Source organism: Pelatocladus sp. (assembly GCF_059505505.1).
Window position 1 is genome coordinate 1 of record NZ_JCACKS010000202.1, and the last position, 25,366, is coordinate 25,366.

Here is a 25,366-nt window from a genome sequence, read left to right on the forward strand (position 1 = left end):
CATGATACAAAACCCTTAACTATACCATAAAATAATTTTGCAAGAGGTCTATTATAATATTCCACATATTTATGGTGCTTTGAATCTTGATGCTGTTTGGCAAGTGGTGGATTTTGAGTCTGTGGAGGATGGTAAATTTAGATTGCCACAAGAGGTTAAGGATTTGATATGAATAATCAAGAGTTGAATGTGGGTGAGTATGTAGATCAGATGGCTTTGTTGTTGGATTTACGGTTGAGAGATGAGTATAGGGATGGAGTTGTAGCTAATTTTGAGAGAATTAAAGTGATCGCTCAATTGGTAAATTCTTTTCCCATACCACAAGATATTGAACCAGCGCCAATATTTGAACCATGAATTTAGACTCTGCGGATGCTGTATCTATTGCTATAGCAGTGCGTGAAGGTAAAGTTAGCGCGGTGGAAGTGATGCAAGCAACTTTACAAAGAATTGCAGCACGAGATCGGGAACTCAATTGTTTTACCACTGTGACTGCTGATGCTGCTTTGGCTGATGCAGAAAGAATAGATCATGAAATTGCCCAGGGTAAAGATCCTGGTTTACTGGCTGGTGTACCTTTCGCTGTCAAAAATCTCTTTGATATTGCTGAGATTACAACTGTTGCCGGTGCAAAAATTAATACTGAAAACCCGCCAGCGACACAAGATGCAACGGCGGTATCGCGATTGAAACAAGCGGGTGGAATACTTGTAGGCGCGTTGAATATGGATGAGTACGCTTACGGGTTTGTGACGGAAAACTTTCATTACGGCGCGACTCATAATCCTCATGATTTACGGCGAGTTGCGGGTGGTTCATCGGGTGGTTCAGCAGCAGCAGTTGCAGCTGGGTTAGTTCCACTAACGTTAGGTTCTGATACAAATGGTTCAATTCGTGTACCTGCTGCTTTATGTGGCGTTTTTGGTTTCAAACCAACTTATGGCAGATTGTCACGTGCTGGTGTAGCTTTATTTTCGAGCAGTTTTGATCATATCGGCCCTTTTGCACGTTCAGTACAGGATATCGCCACAGCTTTTGATGTGTTGCAAGGGGAAGATGAACGCGATCCGGTTTGTACTAAACGTCCTCCCGTAGAGACGCGAAATTTATTATTAAAAAATATCGATGGGATTAAAATTGCGATCGCAGCTGATTATTTCCGTAAAGGGGCTAATCCTGAAGCTTTAGCAGCAGTACAAAAAGTTGCCGATGCTTTGTGTGTGAGTGAGTATATCACTATACCAGAAGCCCATCGCGCGCGCGCCGCCGCATTTGTAATTACCGCTTGCGAGGGAGCAAATTTACATTTGGAAAAGTTGCGTCAGCGTCCCCAAGATTTTGATCCAGCCACACGCGATCGCTTTCTTGCAGGTGCATTAATTCCTAGTCACTGGTATATCCAAGCACAGCGCTTTAGAAAATGGTTTCGCGATCGAGTACGAGAAATATTTGAAAAAGTTGATATTATTATTGCCCCAACTACGCCTATTTCTGCACCGTTAATTGGTCAACAAACGATGATTTTAGATGGAGAAGAAATTCTTGTTCGTCCCCATTTAGGATTATTTACTCAGCCATTATCATTTATTGGTTTACCTGTTTTATCAGTACCAATTCAACGTGCAAATGCTTTACCTTTAGGAGTGCAATTAATAGCTGCACCTGATCAGGAAGCATTAATTTTACGCGTCGCCTCGATTTTAGAAGCAAAAGGTATAATCTCTGCGTCCGTCGTCTCATAGGGAGATCCAGAAAATAAAATGTCCCGCCCTCGCTAAAGTCTGCTTAAGCAGACTGCTTGATCTATTGGAGTCGTCTTCAGACGACTTGTGCTATGAGCAAAGGGTTTAAACCCTTTGCTTTGCGGAATTTTGAAAAAATTAGGATGCTCCCTTTTTCGCCTCCCTTAACTTGTTACGCACCAATGTGATACTATTACCTGAATGTTAGGGTGTAAGATGCCTCTTAACAATTACTCTCCAAAACATCTGACTTTCTCGATGAAGTTAGTCGCATCTACCTAAGTTTCAGCAAAATACGACAATAAAATTTTTCAGAACAAGCCTTCTGTTGGCATTTTATTTAACAATGCTCCTCATGATCTGAAGGTATGTAATTAGCATTGGGTGTATTGAACAAAAATTTTCTGAAAAAGTATTCATGACTTTTTCAGAAAACAGTTTTTCATCTGTTCCCTGTATTATTTATCACTCCAAGCACAAACAAAAATCTCACATCAATAATTTATTGAATAGGAACATAGTTTCATGACAATTTTCAACAAGTTATCAATGATGACTGCTGGAGCCATATTAACTGCTTTGGGAACAATTGCTACATCATCATCTGTTCATGCTGCTACAACTTTCTTTGGCCCTGGTCCTTACCAAAGCTTCAATGACAGTCCTTTGAAAGGAGGCGACTATTCTTACTTTTATCTTGAGGATTTTGAGGATGGCGTTTTGAATACACCAGGGGTCACATCTTCCAATGGACAAGTAAAAGGGCCTGAATCATTGAGAGATTCTGTTGACGCTGATGATGGCTTAATTGATGGTAATGGCGTAAATGGCTACAGCTATTACTTAGCTGACAATAGTGTAACTTTCACCTTTGATCAGAATCTTCTCGGTTCGCTTCCAACTGATGCAGGTATCACTTGGACAGATAGCTTTCCCATTGGTGATGTCGTGTTTGAAGCCTTCAATGCTGACAATGTTTCTTTAGGGACAATTGTCGCCTCTTATCTTGGCGATGGTTCACTTGACGGAGGAACAGCAGAAGATCGCTTTTTCGGGGTGTTTAATACCGATGGCATTGCTGCGATTAAAATTAGTATGCCTAATAGCAATGACTGGGAAGTAGATCACTTGCAGTATGGTTTAAGTAATTCTAAACCCGTACCCGAACCAGTGAGTATATTAGGTTTACTGGCTGCTGGTGCAATTGGTGTATGTTTACGACAACGCCAACAAAAACTAGCTAGCAAACACAAAAGAATTATCTAGAGTATACATGCTAGCCTACCTAGCATGTATACTCTCTGAAATAACAGCGATCGCATCCCCAAGATTTCGGTTTTACCTAAAACAGCAATTCATCTCACACTGCACCTGTACCCAGGAAGCGTGTTTTGAAGTAGGGTGTGTTATGACGTAGGCTAACGCACCCAATATTATTTTTTTGTAAAAAATATCTTAATTTGATTCTGTTTTATGAGACTATGCTTATAGTCAAAATTGCAAAATTTTGGCTAATTTTGTGGCTGATTCAACAATAAAGAATCACCGATTAATTAATATATCAAGGGGTAATCTCGTGCATAGCAGAAGAATGCAGATGGTCATGGATAGGACTGCGATCGCGCTGTCAACTACGTGTGCAATCCATTGTCTGTTTTTACCAGTTTTGCTCATCATGCTTCCTGCACTAGCAACAACTTCTCTTGGTAGCGAAAACTTTCATCGTCTTATGCTGTGGTTTGCTTTTCCCGTCAGTGTGTTGGCGTTAACACAGGGGTGTCGTCGTCACAAAGATCGAATAGTGCTAACGGCTGGAATATTAGGGTTGGTACTTCTGACCACAACCGCAGTTTTTGGACATACTCTGCTAACAGAAGATGGTGAGCGTATTACTACGGTGTTAGGAGCAACAGCCTTGGCTTTTGGTCATATTCGTAACTATAGAATATGCAACAAAAATAAATGCAAAACTTGATACAAAATGACAGATAACTGATAATTTATAGGCAAAGCTGCTCTGGACATCAGTCGTAAAAGTCAGGCTTTGATTAAATCAAAAATGCGGATGAAAGGACTTGAACCTTCACACCTCTCGGTACTAGAACCTAAATCTAGCGCGTCTGCCAATTCCGCCACATCCGCATCAGCTTTTTATCGTAACATAACAAATACTCTATAGCAATAAAGTTTTTGTTGATGGCTGCTTGCTAGTTTTCCAAATAACATTGACAGAGCGTGACACTTCGTGTACAAACTCCGGCTTCCTGCCCAACAGTTTCCGCTTCGCGGTAAGTGAGAGGCTTCTTGCTGTTTTAGCTAAAAGCTGTAGGAGTAAGCCTTCAATTTGTGTGAAAATATTTTTACTTTTGATGATTTGTGAGAGAAACCATGACGATGCATCCGACTCTCCAACGTGCATTTGCTAACCACTGCGCCCTCAAAGTTATCAGTGGTTTGAATAATTTTGATACTGCCCGTGTGGCAGCTACTGTGAAAGCAGCACACCACGGTGGTGCGACTTTTGTTGATATTGCTGCTGATTCTGCCTTAGTAGAATTAGCTAAGGGCTTGACGAATCTACCTATTTGTGTATCTGCGGTAGAACCAGAAAAATTTTTGTCAGCAGTAACTGCTGGTGCGGATTTAATTGAAATTGGGAATTTTGATGCTTTCTACGCTCAAGGACGTAGATTTGAGGCTGAGGAAGTTTTAGCGCTAACTCACCAAACTCGCGCTTTACTGCCAGAAATTATGCTCTGTGTGACAGTTCCCCACATTCTCATGCTTGACGCGCAAGTACAACTGGCTGAGGAATTGGTAAAAGCTGGTGCTGACATCATCCAAACCGAAGGTGGTACTAGCAGCAACCCCACTCATGCTGGTACATTAGGCTTAATTGAAAAAGCCGCTCCTACATTGGCAGCAGCTTACGAAATTGCTCGTGCGGTATCTGTTCCAGTACTGTGTGCTTCCGGAATTTCTAATGTCACCGCACCATTAGCGATCGCTGCTGGTGCTGCTGGAGTTGGTGTCGGTTCCGCCATCAACCAACTCAACAGTGAAGTAGCCATGATTGCTGCTGTCCGTAGTTTGCTAGAAGCTTTAGAAATGAGTGTAGAGGTTAGAAACTAGGGATCGGGGATCGGGGAAAAGGGAAAGGAAATTGGGAATTGGGATCAAGAATTGAGAATAATTGTTTATTCTCTCTCTTATACTCCATGTCCCCCATGTCCCCAATACCTGATCCCCTTTCCCCAATCCCCTACGCCAAACAATCCTTGAGGCTATAAATTACCTGATCTTGTTGTTCCTCGGAAAGTTCTGGGAACATCGGTAAGGATAAAACCTCTTGGGATGCTTGTTCGGATATTGGTAGTTGTCCTGGTTGATAGTTCAAGCTTTGGTAAACTGGTTGTAAATGTAGAGGACGGGGATAGTAAATCATTGTATTTACCCCCTGTTCTTGTAATTGCTTGCCTACCCAGTCTCTTTTATTGTTGAGTACACGAATTGTGTATTGGTTCCAAACTCCTTCGCCACCATTTAATTCTTGGGGGGGAATGATACCGGGAACTTGATTGAGAAATTGTTGGTAACGAGATGCGATCGCTCGTCTTTTTTGATTCCAAATATCTAAATAACGCAGCTTAATTTGTAAAATAGCCGCTTGGATAGCATCCAAACGGCTATTAACACCTATTTCTTCGTGGATGTAGCGATTTTTTTGGCCATGCTCTTTTATTACCCTTAACTTAGCAGCAATTTCTGGATCATTAGTCGTTATCGCCCCGCCATCACCACAACCACCGAGATTTTTGGTAGGGTAGAAGCTAAAACAGCCGATGTGTCCTATACTTCCTACTCTTTGTTCACCCCAAGTTGCACCTGTAGATTGAGCGCAATCTTCAATCACTGTGAGATGATGAGCGTTAGCGATACTCATTAGTGCAGTCATATCCACAGGTTGTCCAAACAAGTGGACGGGGATAATCGCTTTAGTCTTGGGTGTGATCGCTGCTGCTACTTGTTGTAAATCTAAATTAAAAGTAGTTGCATCAATGTCAACGAAGACTGGTTTGGCCCCTACAGCATCAATCACCTCAGATGTAGCAATAAAAGTGAAAGGTGTTGTAATTACCTCATCATCTGCACCTATATTAAAAACTCTCAGTGCTAGATAAAGTGCATCCGTCCCGGAATTACAAGCCACACAATTACTGACATTATGATAAGCAGCAAACTGCCGCTCGAAGCTTCCAACTACTGGGCCACCGATATAACGACCAGAAGTTAAAACCTCTAAAACCGCAGTACTCACTTCTGCTTCAATTGAGGCGTATTGCTGTTTGATATCAAATGCAGGAATGGAATTTTGACTTTGAACCATAAGTTTATTATTTATCTCAAGATAGATGCCTACATGAAATTTTTACCCAGAGAACTTTGGAATTTACTGTTACAATCCATACGTTTTCTACAAGACAATACACTCAAGGGTTTTTACATAAATTATGGCGATGTTGCATAATTTGCTAATTTAAAATGTGTAACTCTTGAAATGTTTGTCATTGCTTGCCTAAACCCTAAGTCGAGTTTTGCATTTGGAATTTCAAATCCTTGAAGGCATCCATTTGTTTGGGTAAAAAGTAATATACATCAACACAAGATCCAATACATATAATGAAAGTTCCCAGTGGTTGTTAGTGGTTAGTGGTTTAGTGAATAGTGGATAGTGGTTAGTAGTCAACCAATCAACAACTAACAACTAACGTCAAAACCTATGCAGGAACTGATCAAATTAGATTTAGTTGATTTGGCTAGCGCCACAGCATTGATGGCTGTAATCATTGGTTTATCTGTTTGGGAAAATCTCGGATTAGAACTCAACCTAGTCCTTGGGACAGGGAGAACCATTTTACAACTAGTGGTATTGGGATACGTTTTAGATTTCATCTTTGCTTTTAACAATGCTTGGGCAGTTTTAGCGTTTTTAGTATTATTGCTGACAATTACGGCGATTGTCGCACGAAATCGCATTAGTCAAAAAATACCGCAAGTTTTGCCTTTAGTGTGGGTTTCCCTTTTACTTAGCACGATTGTGGCTATAGTTTATACTAATCTTGTGATAATTCAGCCAAATCGATGGTATGAACCACAATATATAATTCCTCTGGCGGGGATCATACTAGGTAATGCGATGAATGCAGCCGCGATCGCTGGTGAACGTCTTGTCAATACAATCAAAAACAGCCATCTAGAAATCGAAACTCATCTCAGTTTAGGTGCAACTCCCCAGCAGGCGATCGCCCAGTATCGCAAAGACGCCATTCGTGCTGGTTTAATTCCCACCATTAACCAAATGATGATTATTGGTTTAGTGACAATACCAGGATTTGTTGCTGGACAGATATTAAGTGGTGTAAGTCCCCTTGATGCTGCTTCTTACCAAATTGTAATTATGTTAATGACTGCCTTTACCAATTTGCTAACAATCATTTTGTTAACTAAGGGGTTGAGTCGTTTGTTTTTTAACTCCGCAGCGCAGTTGGTTAGATGAGGGGATTGGGGATTCTCCAGAGGAGACGCACTCGCATTCGGGGATCTGGATAAAGACAAGGGAGATATAGAAAATTAAACACTAAGATTGATTATGTAACTGTAGCTACCTGACCAAATCGCTTAAGAATTTGTAACACTATGTAAACTTCTTTGGCTGAAGTAAACGGGGCAAATATCCGTCATTTTGCTTTTCCCCAAGTTCTGGGAAAATTTCAGGTATATCCTTGTTTTTATCGTCTTTTTACTAACCACCAACAACTAACCATTTTTAGCTTGTTGGTATGTGTCCATGAATTTGGCTACCTTGAGCATCAAAGACAACCACTGCTAAATTAGCATTATCACTAATGATGTCTAGGGCTTGCTGTAAGCTTTGTAGGTGATTAGTAATATTAGCTACAGTATTCTTATCGGCTTGACTTAAGCTGCTGTTTAGGGCTTGTTCATACTCTGGAGTAATCCGAACAATTATTTCTCGGTCATTAATGGTATAATTGCAAACTCGAACTTCGCCAGAACAGGTTTTTTCTAAATCAGTTCGAGTTTGTTGTAAAGAGTTAGCAACTTGGAGTTTTGCTTGTGCTTGTTTAAGGGATGTTGAATAAGGTTGAATCAAAGTTTGAGCTTGAGTGTAGTACAAGCTATCTTGTTGGACTTGCTTAACAGTATTTAAAGCTTGGTTCCAGTATGTTACCGCAGCTTGCCATTGGTTTTGTTTTTCGTAGCGTTTGGCTTGTTCTGCGTTTTCAATGGCTTGTTTGTAGGTTTTGGCTGCTAGTTGTAGTTTAGTGGTGCGATCGCGTGCAGCTACGAGTTTGGGTTTATACTCTATCAGCAGTTTTTGTACTTCTGAGTATACAGAGCTAGTCTTAGGAATAATAGTCAAGGCATTAATTGCTACTTGCCAAGTCGATTGGACTTTTTGTAATTCTGGTAAGGTTCTAGCTGTGGTTTCTTGTTTGATGGCTACATTTGCAACATCTTTGGCTGCTGTTATTTTTTGTAACCATTTGTCTTCTACTTGCAATTGCTGATTTACAGTTCGCAATTTGGCACGATATGTCGCTAATCTTGGCTGCACCCATCCATAAAGTTCATTATTTGTACTAATCATTTCGATTGGTGCGATCGCTTGTCGCCAGAGATCTTGTCTAGCTTTTAGTTCTTCTAAATTATTTGCCGGGGTTTGGCTTTTTTGTGTCGCTAATGATGCTGCACTAAAGGCTTTGATGATTTTATTTATAGTTTCTGAATCCTTAGATAGATCAGTCGCTAGTGTCTCAGCTTTTTGGTAACGTGATGACCAACTGGGAATAGTTTTTAGCTTTGTGCTTGCTTCCACAAGTTGCTGTTGTAGTGTTGTTAATTCTGATTCAGATTTGGCATTGTATATTAATCGTTGCCATGATTTGCCTAGACCCTCGGCTGTTTGAATTTCTTTACATTCAGACATCACACAAGGACGAGTTAACAAATAAGCAGCTCCGCCTAAGACTGCAATTGCAGCTACAACTATACCTAACATCATAGGTTTAATTGGGCGTTTTGACTTTAATGTTGTGTAATAAGACAAATCTGGTGCATCTGCCATCGGATCAAAAGGCTGCTCTTGAGATTCATCGGGAATATCTGTAGAAAACTGTTCATCCATCAACGCATCGGAAGCGGTAAATGGGGAAGAATTATCTATCTTGTCCTCTTGCTGTACTCCTCCCATTGCTTTTTCATTCTCAGAAGAAACCTCGAACTCCCTTATTTCCTCAACTTTTGCTTGAGAGGCTTTCAAAATCAGGGAATGTTTAGCGTAAGGTAACTTTACCCCTGCGATTCTCAGAAAAATTTCTACGTGTTGTCCGTGGCGATTCAGTAGCGATTGGAGTGCTTCTTCAAGCAATACAAAAATGTTTTCGGTATCAGATGTGACACCTTGAGGGTGTTGAGTTAAAATCATCAACTGATCCTTTTTGACAGCACACTTTACCTGGAAATATTCACCAGATGGAATTTCGGCACGCAGCTGTTCTTGCAAAATTTGTGCTATGAACTGTAAATCTTCTTCTATGACTGCTACTTGCTGATTTATATAGTTTTGATCATCTTCAAGTGTGTTAAAAGAACTTATTTTTAGTTTGGAACGTAGATACACAGTTTAATGACCCCCAGCCTTGTAATGTGAGAGAACATTTTTTTAGCACAATTTTTCGGCTTTAACCAAAAGTTAATATTCCCAATATCTATCTTTTGTAATTGATGTAAACAATACACAAGAACTATTTAATAAACTCAACACCATTATTAATTTCAAGTCAGATTTGGGAACAATAAGATGTTTTACTTTTACAATCTAAGCTCTAAAAATATTTGACATATAGCAATCTTAAATTATGCGTAGAACTATCTGTTTTTCTTCCTATCGCTTCTCTACGCCTCGACGAGTTTTACTCAAAATTCACGGTTAAAAATTAATGCTGATTTTAACAAAATATTTTTGTTGATAACTTATTTTTTTACAAAAATAGTTAATTCGGCAGTAATTTGTATTAAAAATAATAATAGATGATAGTTTTTTGATGGTATAAGCCCCCAAAATTATTTGTATAACCAATCTATATAGAACCCTGTTAGCAAATGTATATTTGTCTAGAGTCTATTGCTCATTTGTGTTTTCTCTGATATAAATTCAAAAGCAAAAACTTGCGGTTGCTGAGATTCAAATTTTATTTCGCATGAAAAAAAATATTTGTAGCAATGTATCAAAATTTGATGACAAAAACTCTTGTTCGCTGAAATACAAGAAATTTTACTGATAGAGTTAATTACTTGTTGTAGAAATGGTAAAAGCTAGTAACAAAAGTGATGAATTTACCAGATTTACTGAATTGGATAAAATTAATGAGAGAAAAATTTATCTTAGATAAATGACCAAAGTTTGATTGTGCAAACTAGGTGCAGCTTTCAGATGTTAGACAGCACCAATGCAACCAAATAAAAATGGCTAGAGATAAGGTGTGTCCATGGAATTGCTAGAGTATCAAGTCAAAGAGTGGTTTCGGACAATAGGCATTCCTGTATTGCCTTCTCAAAAAATTGACCATCCCACGGATTTAAAAAGATTAAAAATAAAATACCCAATTGTACTGAAATCTCAGGTACATGCAGGAGAGAGGGCAAAAGCAGGTGGAGTCAGATTTGCTGAAACGACTATAGATGCGATCGCCGCCGCCCAAAATATTTTTAATTTACCAATTTTAGGCGAATTACCAGAAGTATTATTAGCAGAAGCTAAGTATAATGCCAAGCAGGAATTTTTTTTAGCGGTAGTTTTAGATACAGCTGTTTGCCGACCGATACTTTTAGGTTGTAAAGAAGCAGATATTGATTGGGAATCTGCTGGCAAAAAAATGCAGCATGTGGTGGTAGAACAAGATTTTTCACCATTTTATGCGCGACGTCTGGCTTTAAAAATGGGATTACAAGGTGCATTAATGCAGTCTGTCAGCATAATTGTTGAGAAAATGTACGAGTTGTTTATAGAAAAAGATTTAGATTTAGTAGAAATTAATCCTCTGGGGGTAGATGCTTCTGGTCAAGTGATGGCTCTCAATGGTAGTGTCAATGTTAACGAAAGAGCGATCGCTCGTCACCCAGATATTGCTGAGATGGCGAGAAAAATGACCCATCGTCATAGCAGTGTAGAGTTTAACAAGAGATTGAGTGAATGGGATGCAGTAGAATTACACGGTAAAATCGGCATTTTAGGCAATGGTACGGGTTCAGTCTTAGCAACTTTAGATTTAGTAGTTAATGCTGGTGGTAAACCTGGTGTTTGTTTGAATTTGCGCCACGCTTTCCCCACCGATACTTCACCAACTACCTTTCGCGATCGCCTAGATAGAGCCATAAATATTTTGGCTGCTGATAAAAGTATTCAAGTTATACTTGTAAATTTTCTAGGTAGTGTCCCTCAAAGTGGAGAAGTCGCAGAAGTAATTGCTGATTTTGTACAGCATCATAAAAACGAAATCAAAACCCAGACTTTACGTTCTAACGGTAACAAAAGCCGACGTGAAACCCACTTACCACACTTAGTTGTTCGTCTTGCTGGTTCTGAATTTAACGCAGCTAGAAAATATTTAACAACATTAAAAGTTCCTAGCGATGCATCTATAGTAGTAGTGGAAAATTTAGATGAAGCAGTAGCACAAGCAGTAAATCTTGCCAAAGCTACTGCTCATAAAAGGTTTTGATAATGTTTCCTTTTAGCTTGAAAATAGGGAGCGAGAAGCGGGGAAAAGATTTCATTCCCTTTTTGTGTCATTTATCACATGACTGTCTAGCTTGAAAATGGATGTAGGAGTGTAGGGGTGTGAGGGTATAGGAGAAAAAACCTCTTTCATCTTTAGTGATGAAACTTGTTTCATCAGGACTGCTTTGTGCCTTGTGCCTTCATATGTGTGTTTTTATGAACTTAACGCCAGACAGCAAAGTTATCATTCAAGGCTTCAGTGAATTTATATCGGCTACTCATATTGGCCAGATGATAGATTATGGCACTAATTTGGTAGCAGGGGTAAAACCTGGATGTGGTGGTCAAAAAATACATGGTCTACCAGTGTTTGATCTTGTGGAAGAAGTAGTAGAAAAAGTTGGATTAATTGATACTACAATTATCAGTGTAAACGCTTACGATGTTTTAGATGCAGCTTTGGAAGCGATCGCATCTGGTATTCGCCAAATTATCATCATTTCTCCTGGCGTACCACCATTAGATATGGTGCAGTTACTACGTAAAGCCGAAGCCACAGAAACATTAGTAGTTGGACCGAATAGCCCAGGAATTATTGTCCCAGGTCGAATTCTTTTAGGTATTCAACCAAGTGAATTTTATACCCCTGGTCGGGTAGGAATCCTTAGTCGTAGCACTACTCTTACCTATGAAGTAGCCAGAGAACTAACGACAGCGAATCTGGGACAATCAATCAGTGTCAGTATTGGGAGTGATGCGATCGTTGGTTCATCGTTTATTCAATGGCTGCAAATTTTTGATGAGGATGACTCCACAGAGGCGATCGTATTAGTTGGTCAACCTGGTGGAGGACGAGAAGAAGCAGCAGCGCGCTACATTGCTGAAGCCATTGATAAGCCAGTTATTGCCTATATTGCAGGTACACATGCACCACCAGCAAAACATTGGCGTCAAACTGGGACATTAGCAGCAGTGATCGGACGTCATCCAGACTTTGGTACAGCAAAAAGCAAATTAGCTGCATTTTCAGAAGTCAAAGTCCAAGTAGCAGAACGTCCTTCTATAATTCCAGAATTAGTCAAGAAGATTATTCAATAGTTTGATTTGTCATTTGTCATTTGTCATTTGTTGCTGGTAAGGGTTTATTGCGTGTTTAGTTTTCTTAACTTGCGTCTACTGATAACTGATAACTGGTTAAGTCCGATCCAACCCCAACCATTGTCCTATCTCTTGAATTAGCCAATGACGTTCTATAGTTGATAAAGGGCTAGAAGTGAATTTCTGTCCTTCTGCTTCAATGGTGACTCCTCTGGGTGCTGAACCCTGATTTACTAGCTCTTGATATATTTTTTCAATAGCTGGTGTTGGACGCCGTTGTCGCTTGTAGCAAAAACCAAATAATTTCCAACGTATTTCAAAATTTTGGCGATCAAAGTAAAAATCAGTATGTCCAAAAGAAGGTAACACAGTTCCTTGCACCACTGCGATCAGCATTGCCACAAAGAACAGCAACAAAAACCATGCCTGAGAACTGCCTCCTCTTATAAAAAAATTTATCAATTGTGGTAGTTGCCAGAGAAAAGGAATTGTAATTCCAACCAAGTAAAATAATCTAAAAGCTTTGCCACCGCGTCTCGGTATTTTAATTTCCAATTCACCAGCAGACTTCTTAATTTGAATTTGACTACCTGTGGGCTTACGACTAGTAATAGGTGGAGTTAGGGTATTTTTATTCTTAAGTGCTGCAAGTGCTTGTTTGGCAGTACTGATCCTTTCTGTTACATTTGGTTCTGTGAGCTTACCAATCCAATTTACAAAACCCCGCTCAATGCTAACCTCATCAGTAAAAATAATCCGTGCATCCAGATGAGGCAAGTCGGCGGGAGATATCCCCGTAAGCAAATGTATTAAAGTTGCACCCAAAGAATACAAATCAGAAGCAGGAATAGCCCGACCAGCAAACTGTTCTATTGGTACGTAGCCATAAGTACCGACAACAGTGAAAGTAGCACCTTCTTGCACTGCTTGATCCTGAACTGCGCCGAAGTCAACCAAATAAACTCGCTCATCTTCACCCCAAATCAAATTACTGGGTTTGATGTCGCGATGTAAAACAGGTGGGTTGAGTTCGTGTAGATAAACCAGAATACTGAGAACTTCAACAGCAATTTTTTCTACCTGTAATTCTGAAAAATGTTGACCTTTGTCTATTAAGTTCTGTAGAGATGTTCCAGGAATATAACTCTGTACTAGCCCAAACCAGGGGAATTTAGAACCAGATTGATGCTCTAAAACAAAGTAATCTCGATATTTGGGGATACGGGGATGATTAAGATTTTTTAAGACTTGAGCCTCTCGTTCAAACAGTTTATGTTCATCCCACTGCATTTGTGGGGTGAGAATTAGCAACTTGACGACAACTTTTTCTGGAGGCTGTTTAGTCAAATCTTTTGCCAACCAGGTTTGACGACTAGCATCTTCACCTAATTTTTCCTGAATTTGATAGCGATTACAAAGTATTTCTCCTGCTTCTAACATCCCCAAATTCCCCATGAAAAATTGTTAGTAGTTAGTAGTTAGTAGAGGCGCAGAGCGCCTCTACTAACTACTAACCAATCCCTAACCAATGTCTGATTTGTGCTGCCATCCAGCGACACTCTTCTTTACTTAAAGGTGGTTTTAATTTTCCAAATGAATACTCAGATACACCTAAAGCTAATGTTACCTCTGGTACTTTATGACTACCATAACCACCAGTCTCACCACTAAATACTTTGTCAATTTCACAAACCTTTCCTCGCTGTCTACGCAAGCAAAGACCTAATAATTTCAATTCAATTTCAAATTCGTGATGCCCAAAGTAAATATTTGTTTCCACAAAGTTAGGCAAGAGAAACCAACCTGTTAGCAGTAAACTAGCCATCAGCCATATCCAACCTTCCACGCTACCTAAGCTAAAACCACCACTGAAAAAGTATAACCAAATTGCTAGTGCTACTGTTGCAGCAATATTTTTCGGGTCAGTTAATGTCTTTTGCCAAAGCACTGGAATTCTAATGTGCAAGTGTTCGGGAGATTTTTGCAATTGAATTTGACTATCAGCAGGTTTGGCACGAACTATTTTAGAGATAGCAATTTGATTTGCTTTGAGAAGCTTCAGTGCTTCTTTGGCACTAGTGAAGCGTCTGTCTAAATTGGGTTGTGTCAGCTGTTCTAACCAGCGAACAAACCCAGGATTAAGTTTTAGTAAGTGAGCAAATTGCAAGCGAGAATCTTGCTGTGGCAAATCTGCTGGTGGAATACGGGTTAGCAAATGAATCAAGGTTGCGCCCAAAGCATAAAGATCAGATGCTGGAGTTGCTCTACCACCAAACTGTTCTAGTGGAGCATAACCATAAGTTCCTACTATTGTAAAAGTTGCCCCTTTTCTAGCAGCGCGATCTTGTACTGCGCCAAAATCTACTAAATAAATCTGAGAATTTTTTCCTAAAAGTAAATTGCTGGGCTTGATGTCGCGATGCAAAACTGGTGGACTCAAACTGTGCAGATAAATCAGAATCTTCAAAATTTCGGCAGCAATTTTTCGTACTTCTGCTTCGCTGAACACTCTCCCTTTTGCCAGTAATTCCTTAAATGACGAACCGGGAATATATTCTTGCACTAGAGCAAAATGAAGTACTTGATCTTCAAAGCCAAAATAATTACGATACTTTGGAACACGCGGATGATTCAGTTGTTTGAGTATCTGGGCTTCTCGCTCAAAAAGTTTAATATCTTCCCACTTAGCTTGGTCGCTAAAAGTAAGCAGTTTAACGATGACTTGTTCATGCGTGGACAAATCCCATGCTAACCAGGTTTGACGACCAGCATTGTCACCAAGTTTTTCTATAAGCTGATAGCGATCGCGTAATACCTGTTGGATTTGCAACATCGTCTGGTGAAAATATAGACGTCTAGGAAAAGAGTTTAGGGTTACGGAGTTGTAGGGCTGACGCTCACGCCGTCAGCCGAACGGGTATAGGAGTATTTTTGGAGTGCGAGTAAAAATTTTAGGCTATTTTTAAAGATATGAATTTCAAAAAACTCTTGTTTTCTCTTACACCCTTATACTCTTAAACCCTGACAGCCTTATACCCTTATACTTTTACACTCTAACTAAATCAGCACGAACATCTTAGCAACAAATATTCTTTTCTATGAGAAATTGTTGTGAGTACTAATTTAACGAATAAAAGCTCCTCATAGACTTATTATGATCAAAGATTCTGAGTACATTCGACAAGATGCGGCAACTCGTGTACAAGTACTGAGTGAAGCACTACCTTACATTCAACAATTTACAGGTCGAACTGTAGTTGTTAAATACGGAGGTGCTGCTATGAAAGATAGCAAACTCAAAGATAAAGTCATTCGCGATATTGTCTTTTTGTCATGTGTTGGCTTACGACCAATTGTGGTACACGGTGGTGGTCCAGAAATTAATAGTTGGCTAGATAAATTAGGAATTGAACCACAATTTAAGAATGGTCTGCGTGTCACAGATGCCCCCACAATGGATGTGGTGGAAATGGTGTTAGTTGGTCGTGTTAATAAAGAAATCGTCTCTTTGATTAATCAAGCTGGTGGTTCTGCTGTGGGGCTATGTGGTAAAGATGGCAACCTGATAAAAGCGCGTCCCCAAGGAGATGAAGGTATAGGCTTTGTTGGAGAAGTCAGCTATGTCAATATTAATATTTTGGAAACACTGGTAAGTAATGGGTATATTCCCGTAGTATCTAGTGTTGCCGCAGATGATAATGGACAAGCTTATAATATCAATGCTGACACCGTAGCGGGCGAAATCGCAGCAGCGTTAGGGGCAGAAAAGTTGATTTTGCTCACCGATACACGTGGAATTTTAAAAGATTACAAAGAACCTACTAGCTTGATTCCTAAAGTAGATATTAGAGAAGCCCGTGATTTGATTGCTAGTGGTGTGGTGAATGGTGGCATGATTCCTAAAGTTAATTGTTGTGTGCGATCGCTTGCCCAAGGAGTTCGCGCCGCACACATTATTGATGGCCGCATCCCTCACGCCCTCCTACTAGAAATCTTCACTGACGGCGGTATAGGTACGATGATTTTTGGTTCTCAATTTATGTCGTGAACTACCATTGGGTGTAAGGGTATGAGGGTGTAACAAAAAACAAGAAATTTTTACCTACACTCTAAAATATTCCTACACCCCTATACCCTTATACCCTTACACTCCTATACAAAACGTGAGTTCAGATAGTATAGAAATTGCCAAAAATCGCTATCAGCAAGGAAGAATAGCCTTTGAGAGTGGGCTATACCGAGAAGCTATTGAACAACTAGAAAAAGCAAGCGCCTTGTTGGCTCGTAATACTCGCCTTAGTGGTGAAGTACAAATTTGGTTGGCAACAGCTTACGAAGCAGCAGGGCGTACAGATGATGCGATCGCCTTGTGTGAACAACTCAAACGTCATCCCCATTCAGAAACTAGCAAAGAAGCACGACGACTCCAATACATTCTCAAAGCACCTAGATTGCAACGTCCGCAAGAATGGATGACTCAAATCCCTGATTTTAGTAATATTGCTGATAATGAAAGTAAAATTAGTTTCTCTGCCAAGCCTAACAAATCTTCTGCACCTAAAAAGCCACCTGAGCGAGAATTAGTTGACCTCAGTCAGGTCAATACTAAAGATAATCGCTTTATCTGGGTAGCATTGATTGCGATCGCTCTAACATTATTGAGTTTAATCTGGTTGAATTTTTAGGGACTGGGGATCGGGGATCAGGGAACAGGGATCAGGGACAAGGGGGACAACTAATCACTGATCACTGATTCATGCTCCGATCCCAATCCCCAATAACTATTGACTTTTGAGGAGATTTTATAGTGATAAATTTGTCTACTTTGGGAAAAAATTTAGCGCGGCTGAAATATATTTGCTTGGTGTTGATGGCAACTTTATTGCTTTCTGGTTGTGTGGATTATGACGTGGGGGTACGTTTTGATAATTCTAATAGTGGTGAGTTGGTGCAGCATATTAAGTTGGGAGAACGCCTTACTAGCTTTAGTGGTGAACCTGTGTATGAATGGTTGAATAGTATAGAACGTCGCGCTCGTCAAGAAGAAGGTAAAGTACGACGACCTTCTAAGGAAGAAGTAATTGTAACAATTCCTTTCAGTAATGGTGAAGAATTGCAAACAAAATTCAATCAATTTTTTCACCCTACTGTTGATCAAAAAACTGTCACCAGCGAATCTGACTCACAGTTGCCAAAAGTAGAATCAAATTTACTTCTAAATCAGAATAATTTTTTGCTATTGGTGCGGAATCACCTGATTTATGATTTAGATTTGCGATCGCTCGCTTTAATTTCCAGCGATGGTAATGTCTTGGCAAATGCTGGTTCTATTCTTAATTTAGACTTTAGATTAAAGAGTCCTTGGGGAGCAAGAAGTATTCAAAGAACAGAAAATACTCCTCTACTAGAAAAAAATAGCAATCAACTAGTATGGCATCTTAACCCTGGCGAACTCAATCACATAGAAGCAGTTTTCTGGCTTCCTAGTCCTTTAGGTATTGGTACATTGTTGATTGTGTTATTTGTTGGGGCAGGATATTATCTACGATATAAATTTATGCCAGATCCTAGAATTCAGTTTGCCTCCAAAACAGCAGCGACTGAAGTTTAGCTAAGAGACTAGTACCGCTTCCAAGGTAGCGGTACTAGGGTGTTTTTTTGGGGACAATGCTATGAGACTGCGATTGAAATCGCAGACGGATTTTGAGACGCTCCCCTACTCTAAGATTACTCGTGTAACCAAGGCATGATGTGTGGTTGCCAATTCACTAATTCTTCATCTTTGAACCACAGAGAAATTTCGCGTTGTGCGGTTTCGGCCGCATCGGAACCATGAATCAGATTGCGGCCAATATTGACACCAAAGTCACCCCGGATTGTCCCAGGTTCTGCTGTTAAGGGATTTGTCGCACCAATCATTTTTCTTGCCGCAGCTACGATGCCATCACCTTCCCACACCATTGCTACCACTGGACCGGAAGTAATAAAATCAACTAACCCTGAAAAAAACGGTCTTTCCTTATGAACATCGTAGTGAGCTTCAGCTAGTTCTCGGCTAACTTTCAAGAATTTTAAGCCAACTAGGGTAAAGCCTTTAGTTTCAAAACGACGGATAATTTCACCAGCTAGTTTACGCTGTACGCCGTCAGGCTTAATGGCAATAAATGTGCGTTCCAAAGCGATCTCCTCAAACTGAAATAAATTTATCAATTGTCATTAGTCATTTGTCAATTGACCAATGAGCAATGACCAATCACAGAATATCTTACGAAAAGTATACATGCACCAAACCCTTACCAATAACCAATGACTTTTGACAAATGACGACCCCAACCATTAGAGACGCGAAATTACCCTGCGGGAACACTAAAAGCGAACGCGTCTCTACATTTGTGCCGACTTAACTTATGTGCGTTGAAATACGAATCGATTAAATGTAAATTCGTGGTTGAAACATAAAGGTCGGGAAAATGCGTCTTGATTCTACTGCTGCATCTGATGAGGTGGTGAAGCCGCCGTCCCATAATGGTAAAAAATCTGAATTGAAAAATCACAAGCACAAAAAATTGCTGCCACCTGCCAGCATACAAGAAGGAACAAGCGTCTGGAAAATAGAAGATAGCGAGGCGCTGTATCGCATTGAAGGTTGGGGACACCCTTATTTTTCTATCAACGCAGCAGGTCATATTACTGTTTCTCCGAAAGGCGATCGCGGCGGTTCTCTGGATTTATATGAGTTGGTGAATGCTCTCAAGCAGCGTAACCTGGGATTGCCGATGTTGATTCGGTTTTCTGATATTTTAGAAGACCGAATTGAGCGGTTAAACGCCTGTTTTGCGAAAGCGATCGCTCGCTACAACTATCCTGGTGTTTATCGTGGCGTATTTCCGGTCAAATGTAACCAGCAGCGTCATTTAGTCGCAGATTTGGTACGTTTTGGTAAACCGCATCAATTTGGCTTAGAAGCCGGTTCTAAGCCAGAATTAATGATTGCTCTAGCGATGCTAGACACACCAGGAGCATTGTTAATCTGTAACGGTTACAAAGACCAAGAATATATTGAAACAGCGATGCTAGCCCAAAGATTAGGGCAAACACCAATAATTGTCTTAGAACAAATTGAAGAAGTCGATTTGGTGATTGAAGCTAGTCGCCAATTAGGTATTCAGCCAATTGTGGGAGTGAGAGCAAAACTCAGTACCCAAGGGATGGGACGTTGGGGAACCTCCAGTGGCGATCGCGCTAAATTTGGTCTGACAATTCCCGAAATTATTGATGCAGTTGAAAAGTTACGTGTTGCTGATCTGTTAAATTCTTTACAACTCCTGCATTTTCATGTTGGTTCACAGATCTCTGCTATTAATGTCATCAAAGATGCCATCCAAGAAGCTAGCTGTATATACGTAGAATTAGCAGCTTTGGGGGCAAACATGAAGTATCTCGATGTTGGTGGTGGCTTGGGTGTGGATTATGACGGCTCCCAAACCAACTTCTACGCTTCCAAAAATTACAACATGCAGAACTATGCAAATGATATTGTGGCAGAGTTAAAAGATACATGTTCTGAGCGGAATATAGCCGTACCAACACTGATTAGCGAAAGTGGCAGAGCGATCGCCTCTCATCAGTCGGTATTAATTTTTGACGTTCTTAGTACCAGCGAAATTCTCACAGAATTACCTGAACCGCCCAAAGATGGAGAATCCCATATCATTAGTTACCTTTGGGAAACTTACCAATCAATCAACCAAGAAAATTATCAGGAGTTTTACCACGACGCGACCCAATTCAAAGAAGAAGCTATCAGCCGCTTCAATTTAGGAATATTGAGCCTGACTGAACGCGCCAAAGCTGAACGTCTATACTGGGCTTGCTGTCAAAAAATACTGAGTATTACGAGAAAAGAAGAGTACGTACCTGATGAATTGGAAGACCTAGAAAAAATCATGGCTTCCATCTATTACGTAAATCTTTCTGTGTTTCAATCAGCACCTGATTGTTGGGCTATAGATCAGTTATTTCCAATTATGCCGATCCACCGTTTAGATCAAGAACCAACACGACGAGGTATTCTAGCAGACCTAACGTGTGATAGTGACGGCAAAATCGACAGTTTTATTGATTTGCGAGATGTGAAGTCAGTTTTAGAACTTCATCCCTTTAAAGCCGGAGAACCTTACTATTTGGGAATGTTCCTCAATGGAGCCTACCAGGAAATTATGGGGAACTTACACAATTTGTTTGGTGATACCAACGCCGTTCACATTCAGTTGACACCCAAAGGCTTCCAAATTCAACACGTGGTCAAAGGTGATACCATGACCGAAGTCGTAAGTTACGTCCAATACGATTCCGAAGATATGGTAGAAAATATCCGCCAGCGTTGCGAATTAGCTTTAGAAGAAAATCGCATCACACTAGCGGAATCTCAGCGATTGCTGCAAACCTATGAGCAGAGTTTGAGAAGGTATACGTATTTGTCTTCGTAGATACTAAGCAAGGGACAAGGGAAGAGAGTGGGGAGTGTGGAGAGCGTGGGAAGACAACAGAGAAATATTTCCCCCCGATCCCCTGTTCCCCTATCCCTATCCCCTATCCCCAATCCCTGATCCCCGATCCCTAACTCGCATTCGTTCCCAAAAGTTCTGCGATCGCTTGATGCTCAACAGGGGTGTGAGAAGGTGGTAGTTGACGAGCATCGGTAATCAGCCAGTCTAAAGAAGCTGCTTGGACGTCGATAGTTGCGCCAGTCTTATCCACACAATAGCGTCCAAAGACTAGCTTATCCACTAGTCGCACTCCTGCCCCCAGGCGCGACCATTCAAAGATGACGCTGTTTTCCACCGTTGCACCACTGCATATCCAGCAATTGGGACCGATCATTGTTGGACCAACAATTTTCGCCCCATCTTCTATCTTTGTCATACCACCGATGTACACTGGACCTGTGATATCAACTTTGTCCCAATTCACAGCTGTATTTAAGCCAGTGTAAATGCCAGGGGCAACTTGATGACCAGGAATTTGGACGTTTTTAATTTCGCCTAGTAGCACACCACGAATCGCCCGCCAATAATCTGGGACTTTACCAATATCTACCCATTCAAAATCCATAGGAATAGCGTAGAAAGGCGCACCCATTTCTACTAATTTGGGAAATAATTGACCACCGATGTCATACTCAACACCAGAAGGTATGTAATTTAGTACTTCTGGTTCAAAAATATAGATACCCGTGTTGATATTGGTACTGAGGGCTTCTTCTACCTTCGGTTTTTCTTGGAAGGCTTTAACGCGATTTTCTTCATCGGTAACAACCACACCGTAGCTGGGAACTTCTTCCCGTGGTACGGATTTCATAATAATGGTAGCGATTGACCCTTTTGCTTTGTGCCACTTGACCGCTTCTGTCAAATCCAAGTCAATCAAGGCATCTCCGCACAACACTACAAAAGTATCATCAAAAAATGGGTAGAAATCCTGGATTTTTTTCATGCCGCCAGCAGAGCCAATGGCTTCACCCACTAGTGTACCTTCAACAATTCGCCCTTCAAAAGAATAAGCAATCTGTACGCCAAAGCGCTGACCATCACGAAAATAACTTTCTATTTCTTCAGCCAAATGGCTCACATTGACCATAATTTGGTCAAATCCATGTTGGCGTAACAGTTCTAGTAAAAATTCCATCACTGGCTTTTGCAGGATGGGCATCATCGGTTTGGGCATAGTGTACGTAATCGGCTGTACCCGAGTTCCCTTGCCCGCCGCCAGAATCATCGCCTTCATAATATACTTATTCCTCAACCACAAGCCAGTTTACTTTCAGTGAGTGATACTTAATCATCAGTTTGTTTTTGCTCTCAGTCATCCTTAAAACCACGGAATACGGGAATTGTCGGACATGGTATAACCATATGCATAGCAAGATGACATGTGTTCGCGTAGGACATCCAAAATGCCCACCCCGTTCTTGTGGAACGGGGGAGGCGTTTCTTGAGTAAGAACTTTCTCCATAGTCAACAAGCGATCGCTTATCCTTTCAATTTACCCAGATTTTGGTGTGATCTGAAGCATTTAATCTAGAAATAATTGATATTTCTAGATTAAATATTGCTTATTGCATCAACTGTTCCAATTGTCTGATATTATTTTCTTTTTCTGTAATTAATCTAATTTTAATATCTTGGTAAAACTCCTCTTGGCATAACTCCACTTTAGATTGAGCCGAAAGCAAAAGTAACGCCCAAAAAACACTGACTTTATGGCTGTTTGGTGAATCATGACCAGTTTCATGCTGTGATTGTTTTGTTTGTGTCCACAGCTGCACTAATTGTTCCAAATTCAACCAATTTTGCTCTAGACAAAGCTCTGTTGACCAACAGTACAAAAGCTGTTCTAACTCTCCAGCAACTTCAGTCAGATTTTCCTGGTGAGCTAATTCTAATGCGGCTCGCATTGTCTGCAAGCTAGGCTGACGTCGAGGACGCGGTGGCTTATTTACTTTTTCCACCAGTTTGAGTTGTTCTGCCATCACCTGCAATTGCTCTATTAGCTCTTGCAGAGTGACGCGACGCTTTGGTGGAGGCATTGCTGCTGGACGACGACGTATATGTCGCTCAAATTGCAGGCGATGAGCCTGGTACAATGCACCATTTTCGATTTCCTCCAGCAGCATGTCATCTGCTAAAGTTTCTTGTTCATCGGCAGCAGATTGTAATTGCATCAAAGTATTGGCTTTGAATAACACCAGCATTGATGCAGATAAAAAAGCCTGCCCAGATTGAGACAAATCAGCTTCATAGCCTTTTTTTGTTGTCTGGGGTGCCATTAATTCTATATAGCGGTCAATAACCTCAATCACCTGCACATCCCAAGGATCTATTTCTCCTTCTTCGGCCTGATGTATGAGATTTTCAATTGTTGTCAGTAGCTCAGAAGCATTCATTCACAACTTGTTTAGATAGTAGTTAGTAGATAGTAGTTAGTACATAGTAGATAGTACATAGTAGATAGTATTTTATCTTTGGTCACTAAACACTAACCACTAATCACTAACCACTAGTTACTAATCATTTCTGCTTGTGCTTGTTGATTAGAGGCATCATTTGCTGGTGGTAGTGCCAGTTTTAAAGATTGAACTTCTGTTTGGTACTCTTCTATTTTGCTTTCTAATTCCTGGATGTGGACATTAGTTTGACGCAGTTTTTGATTAGATAGCATAAGTCGCTGCCAATGTGTCCAAATGCTAAATACCCAAGCAAAAACTGCACCCAGTCCGATCGCCAATAGTAGCTCTACTGCGATTGGTGCTTGTAATTGCACTCCAGGCACAATATGAATTGTGGTTGGTTCAGTGTTTTGTATTGTAAATAAAGCAAAAGCTAAACAAGAGATAAAAATAATCACAAAATTTACTTGTCTCATTGGAAACCTATATATTTACGTCAAAATTTTTGTCTAGTGCTTCCCTGAAACTCGCAATCAATACTATTGTGAATTGGAATTCCTGATTGTGCAACTACTAGCTTGCAGATATTTTTAGCAGGGGAAAGAGATTTTCATGACCTAATTTGTAGGTAAATTGAGTACTTAGTTAAATAGTTAGTTCATCTACTTAAAAAGTTGTATTTGATACAGTCTGTTTAGCTTTAGTGTAATTCATCGTATCAAAAGTACCTTTTATAGTCCCAGCAATCGGCACTGCCAACAGTGATCCTAAAAACCCACCAATCTCAAATCCCATTAAAATCGCTACAAAAATCCAGATGGGATTGATCCCGATAAAATCTCCAAGTAATTTTGGCCCTAACAAATTATCTTTTACTTGCTGCATGAAAATGGCTGCGATCGCCACTTGTACTGCTAGCCACCAATTTTGTAGCAATAGCAAAACTGTGACACTACCAATACCTAAAGTTGCTCCCACAAAGGGAATAAGTTCGGCTATCCCAATGAAGATGGCAAATACAAGCGCAAAGGGGACTTTGAGAATCAAAAAAATGGGAGTTAGACTCACCACCATAAACAAACCCAACAAAAATTGAATCAGAAAAAAGTTTTGAAAATTTATTCGGAGGGATGTGGTGAAAGGCACACGGATATGAGAAGGTAAAAGATTGACTAAACCATACCAAAGGCGATCGCCATACAAAAGCATGTAAAAAGCTAACACAATTACCAACACAGCATTCAGCAATCCTGATAGCAGCGTTCCCGCAAATCCTACAGCACCAGAAGGTATTTGCTGCACTAATATTTGAATGTTGGCATTAATTTGTTGATTAATAACACTGAAATTTAGAGGCAAACGTCGTCTCTTTGCCAAGATTTGCAATCGATCTAAATTGTCTTGACTACTATTTAACCAATCAGGGATTTTATTTAATAATTGGTTGGTTTGGTCAATAACCATCGGTACGAGCGTTACACCCAAAATTACAAACACAGTTAAAGTCAGTAGTAATACAATAATTACTGCTTGGGCGCGAGAAATACGAGCGCGCTCAAAAAACTTCACTGGATAATTCAGTAAAAAAGCAAGTATTGTGGCAATACTGAAAATTGTAATAGGATGCTGAAAATAGCTAAACAGTACAGACAATAGCCAAACATTCAGCGCGATGATTGGACCGCCCAGACCATAGATTAATAGATTTTGAACAGAAGACCAACGTCGCATTTGATGCAATGTTCTTTACAAAACTCCTCGCCTGGATTGGTA

General features: G+C 40.3%; 22 protein-coding genes and 1 tRNA gene. 13 read left to right on the forward strand and 10 right to left on the reverse strand.

Annotated elements, in window-relative coordinates; genetic code table 11:
• Nucleotides 1-37 precede the first annotated feature (37 nt).
• From AC5JMK_RS15810 to AC5JMK_RS15830, 5 genes are all read left to right on the forward strand, one after another.
• Complete coding sequence (locus AC5JMK_RS15810; protein ID WP_495910524.1) at nt 38-172, forward strand: hypothetical protein; 135 nt, start codon at nt 38-40, stop codon at nt 170-172.
• On the forward strand, nt 169-357 hold the full coding sequence (locus AC5JMK_RS15815; RefSeq protein WP_495910525.1) for a DUF4089 domain-containing protein: 189 nt from the start codon (nt 169-171) through the stop codon (nt 355-357). The genes AC5JMK_RS15810 and AC5JMK_RS15815 overlap by 4 nt, the downstream gene beginning before the upstream one ends.
• The gene (locus AC5JMK_RS15820; protein ID WP_495910526.1) at nt 354-1,742 is read left to right on the forward strand and encodes an AtzE family amidohydrolase; all 1,389 of its coding nucleotides are present in this window, start codon (nt 354-356) and stop codon (nt 1,740-1,742) included. Before AC5JMK_RS15815 ends, AC5JMK_RS15820 begins: the two co-directional genes overlap by 4 nt.
• Before the next feature lie 525 nt (nt 1,743-2,267).
• A complete protein-coding gene (locus tag AC5JMK_RS15825; RefSeq protein WP_495910527.1) occupies nt 2,268-3,008 on the forward strand; it encodes a PEP-CTERM sorting domain-containing protein in 741 nt (246 codons plus the stop codon).
• A 310-nt stretch (nt 3,009-3,318) separates the two neighbouring features.
• Nucleotides 3,319-3,717, forward strand: coding sequence for a MerC domain-containing protein (locus AC5JMK_RS15830; protein WP_495910528.1), 399 nt, complete (start codon nt 3,319-3,321; stop codon nt 3,715-3,717).
• A gap of 85 nt (nt 3,718-3,802) precedes the next feature.
• Here the strand turns inward: AC5JMK_RS15830 and AC5JMK_RS15835 are convergent.
• Nucleotides 3,803-3,884, reverse strand: a tRNA-Leu gene (locus AC5JMK_RS15835).
• A gap of 246 nt (nt 3,885-4,130) precedes the next feature.
• Here AC5JMK_RS15835 and AC5JMK_RS15840 point away from each other — a divergent pair.
• Nucleotides 4,131-4,874 carry a DUF561 domain-containing protein gene (locus AC5JMK_RS15840; protein WP_495910529.1) on the forward strand — a complete coding sequence of 248 codons (744 nt, stop codon included), beginning with the start codon at nt 4,131-4,133 and terminating at the stop codon, nt 4,872-4,874.
• A gap of 130 nt (nt 4,875-5,004) precedes the next feature.
• On the opposite strand, the gene AC5JMK_RS15845 is transcribed toward AC5JMK_RS15840, so the two are convergent.
• Nucleotides 5,005-6,129 carry a DegT/DnrJ/EryC1/StrS family aminotransferase gene (locus tag AC5JMK_RS15845; protein ID WP_096677710.1) on the reverse strand — a complete coding sequence of 375 codons (1,125 nt, stop codon included), beginning with the start codon at nt 6,127-6,129 and terminating at the stop codon, nt 5,005-5,007.
• Nucleotides 6,130-6,522: 393 nt separating this feature from the next.
• Between AC5JMK_RS15845 and AC5JMK_RS15850 the strand changes: the two genes are divergently transcribed.
• Nucleotides 6,523-7,299, forward strand: a complete 777-nt coding sequence (locus tag AC5JMK_RS15850; RefSeq protein WP_495910530.1) for an ABC transporter permease — start codon at nt 6,523-6,525, stop codon at nt 7,297-7,299.
• Nucleotides 7,300-7,569: 270 nt separating this feature from the next.
• On the opposite strand, the gene AC5JMK_RS15855 is transcribed toward AC5JMK_RS15850, so the two are convergent.
• On the reverse strand, nt 7,570-9,423 hold the full coding sequence (locus AC5JMK_RS15855) for a hypothetical protein (RefSeq protein ID WP_495910543.1): 1,854 nt from the start codon (nt 9,421-9,423) through the stop codon (nt 7,570-7,572).
• 892 nt (nt 9,424-10,315) lie between these two features.
• Here AC5JMK_RS15855 and AC5JMK_RS15860 point away from each other — a divergent pair.
• On the forward strand, nt 10,316-11,548 hold the full coding sequence (locus AC5JMK_RS15860) for a succinate--CoA ligase subunit beta (protein ID WP_096677708.1): 1,233 nt from the start codon (nt 10,316-10,318) through the stop codon (nt 11,546-11,548).
• A gap of 215 nt (nt 11,549-11,763) precedes the next feature.
• Nucleotides 11,764-12,645 carry a succinate--CoA ligase subunit alpha gene (locus tag AC5JMK_RS15865; protein ID WP_096679218.1) on the forward strand — a complete coding sequence of 294 codons (882 nt, stop codon included), beginning with the start codon at nt 11,764-11,766 and terminating at the stop codon, nt 12,643-12,645.
• Between the two features lie 96 nt (nt 12,646-12,741).
• Here the strand turns inward: AC5JMK_RS15865 and AC5JMK_RS15870 are convergent, their stop codons facing one another.
• On the reverse strand, nt 12,742-14,085 hold the full coding sequence (locus AC5JMK_RS15870; RefSeq protein WP_495910544.1) for a serine/threonine protein kinase: 1,344 nt from the start codon (nt 14,083-14,085) through the stop codon (nt 12,742-12,744).
• 70 nt (nt 14,086-14,155) lie between these two features.
• The gene (locus AC5JMK_RS15875) at nt 14,156-15,478 is read right to left on the reverse strand and encodes a serine/threonine protein kinase (protein WP_096677707.1); all 1,323 of its coding nucleotides are present in this window, start codon (nt 15,476-15,478) and stop codon (nt 14,156-14,158) included.
• 318 nt (nt 15,479-15,796) lie between these two features.
• Between AC5JMK_RS15875 and argB the strand changes: the two genes are divergently transcribed.
• The 3 genes from argB (at nt 15,797) to AC5JMK_RS15890 (ending at nt 18,256) form a co-directional block, all read left to right on the forward strand.
• Nucleotides 15,797-16,693 carry an acetylglutamate kinase gene (argB, locus tag AC5JMK_RS15880; protein WP_495910545.1) on the forward strand — a complete coding sequence of 299 codons (897 nt, stop codon included), beginning with the start codon at nt 15,797-15,799 and terminating at the stop codon, nt 16,691-16,693.
• A 115-nt stretch (nt 16,694-16,808) separates the two neighbouring features.
• On the forward strand, nt 16,809-17,330 hold the full coding sequence (locus tag AC5JMK_RS15885; RefSeq protein ID WP_096677705.1) for a tetratricopeptide repeat protein: 522 nt from the start codon (nt 16,809-16,811) through the stop codon (nt 17,328-17,330).
• 185 nt (nt 17,331-17,515) lie between these two features.
• Nucleotides 17,516-18,256, forward strand: coding sequence for a DUF3153 domain-containing protein (locus AC5JMK_RS15890; RefSeq protein ID WP_495910546.1), 741 nt, complete (start codon nt 17,516-17,518; stop codon nt 18,254-18,256).
• Between the two features lie 116 nt (nt 18,257-18,372).
• Here AC5JMK_RS15890 and ndk read toward each other — a convergent pair whose 3' ends face one another.
• Complete coding sequence (ndk, locus tag AC5JMK_RS15895; RefSeq protein WP_096679214.1) at nt 18,373-18,822, reverse strand: nucleoside-diphosphate kinase; 450 nt, start codon at nt 18,820-18,822, stop codon at nt 18,373-18,375.
• A gap of 293 nt (nt 18,823-19,115) precedes the next feature.
• Here ndk and speA point away from each other — a divergent pair, with 293 nt between their 5' ends.
• On the forward strand, nt 19,116-21,134 hold the full coding sequence (gene speA / locus AC5JMK_RS15900) for a biosynthetic arginine decarboxylase (protein ID WP_096677703.1): 2,019 nt from the start codon (nt 19,116-19,118) through the stop codon (nt 21,132-21,134).
• A gap of 130 nt (nt 21,135-21,264) precedes the next feature.
• Here speA and AC5JMK_RS15905 read toward each other — a convergent pair whose 3' ends face one another.
• From AC5JMK_RS15905 to AC5JMK_RS15920, 4 genes are all read right to left on the reverse strand, one after another.
• Nucleotides 21,265-22,431: a nucleotidyltransferase family protein gene (locus AC5JMK_RS15905; protein WP_096677702.1), complete on the reverse strand. Its 1,167-nt coding sequence runs from the start codon at nt 22,429-22,431 to the stop codon at nt 21,265-21,267.
• Between the two features lie 328 nt (nt 22,432-22,759).
• Nucleotides 22,760-23,590, reverse strand: a complete 831-nt coding sequence (locus tag AC5JMK_RS15910; RefSeq protein ID WP_096677701.1) for a segregation/condensation protein A — start codon at nt 23,588-23,590, stop codon at nt 22,760-22,762.
• A gap of 113 nt (nt 23,591-23,703) precedes the next feature.
• Nucleotides 23,704-24,069 carry a lipopolysaccharide assembly protein LapA domain-containing protein gene (locus tag AC5JMK_RS15915; RefSeq protein ID WP_096677700.1) on the reverse strand — a complete coding sequence of 122 codons (366 nt, stop codon included), beginning with the start codon at nt 24,067-24,069 and terminating at the stop codon, nt 23,704-23,706.
• 190 nt (nt 24,070-24,259) lie between these two features.
• The gene (locus tag AC5JMK_RS15920) at nt 24,260-25,324 is read right to left on the reverse strand and encodes an AI-2E family transporter (protein WP_096677699.1); all 1,065 of its coding nucleotides are present in this window, start codon (nt 25,322-25,324) and stop codon (nt 24,260-24,262) included.
• Nucleotides 25,325-25,366 lie beyond the last annotated feature (42 nt).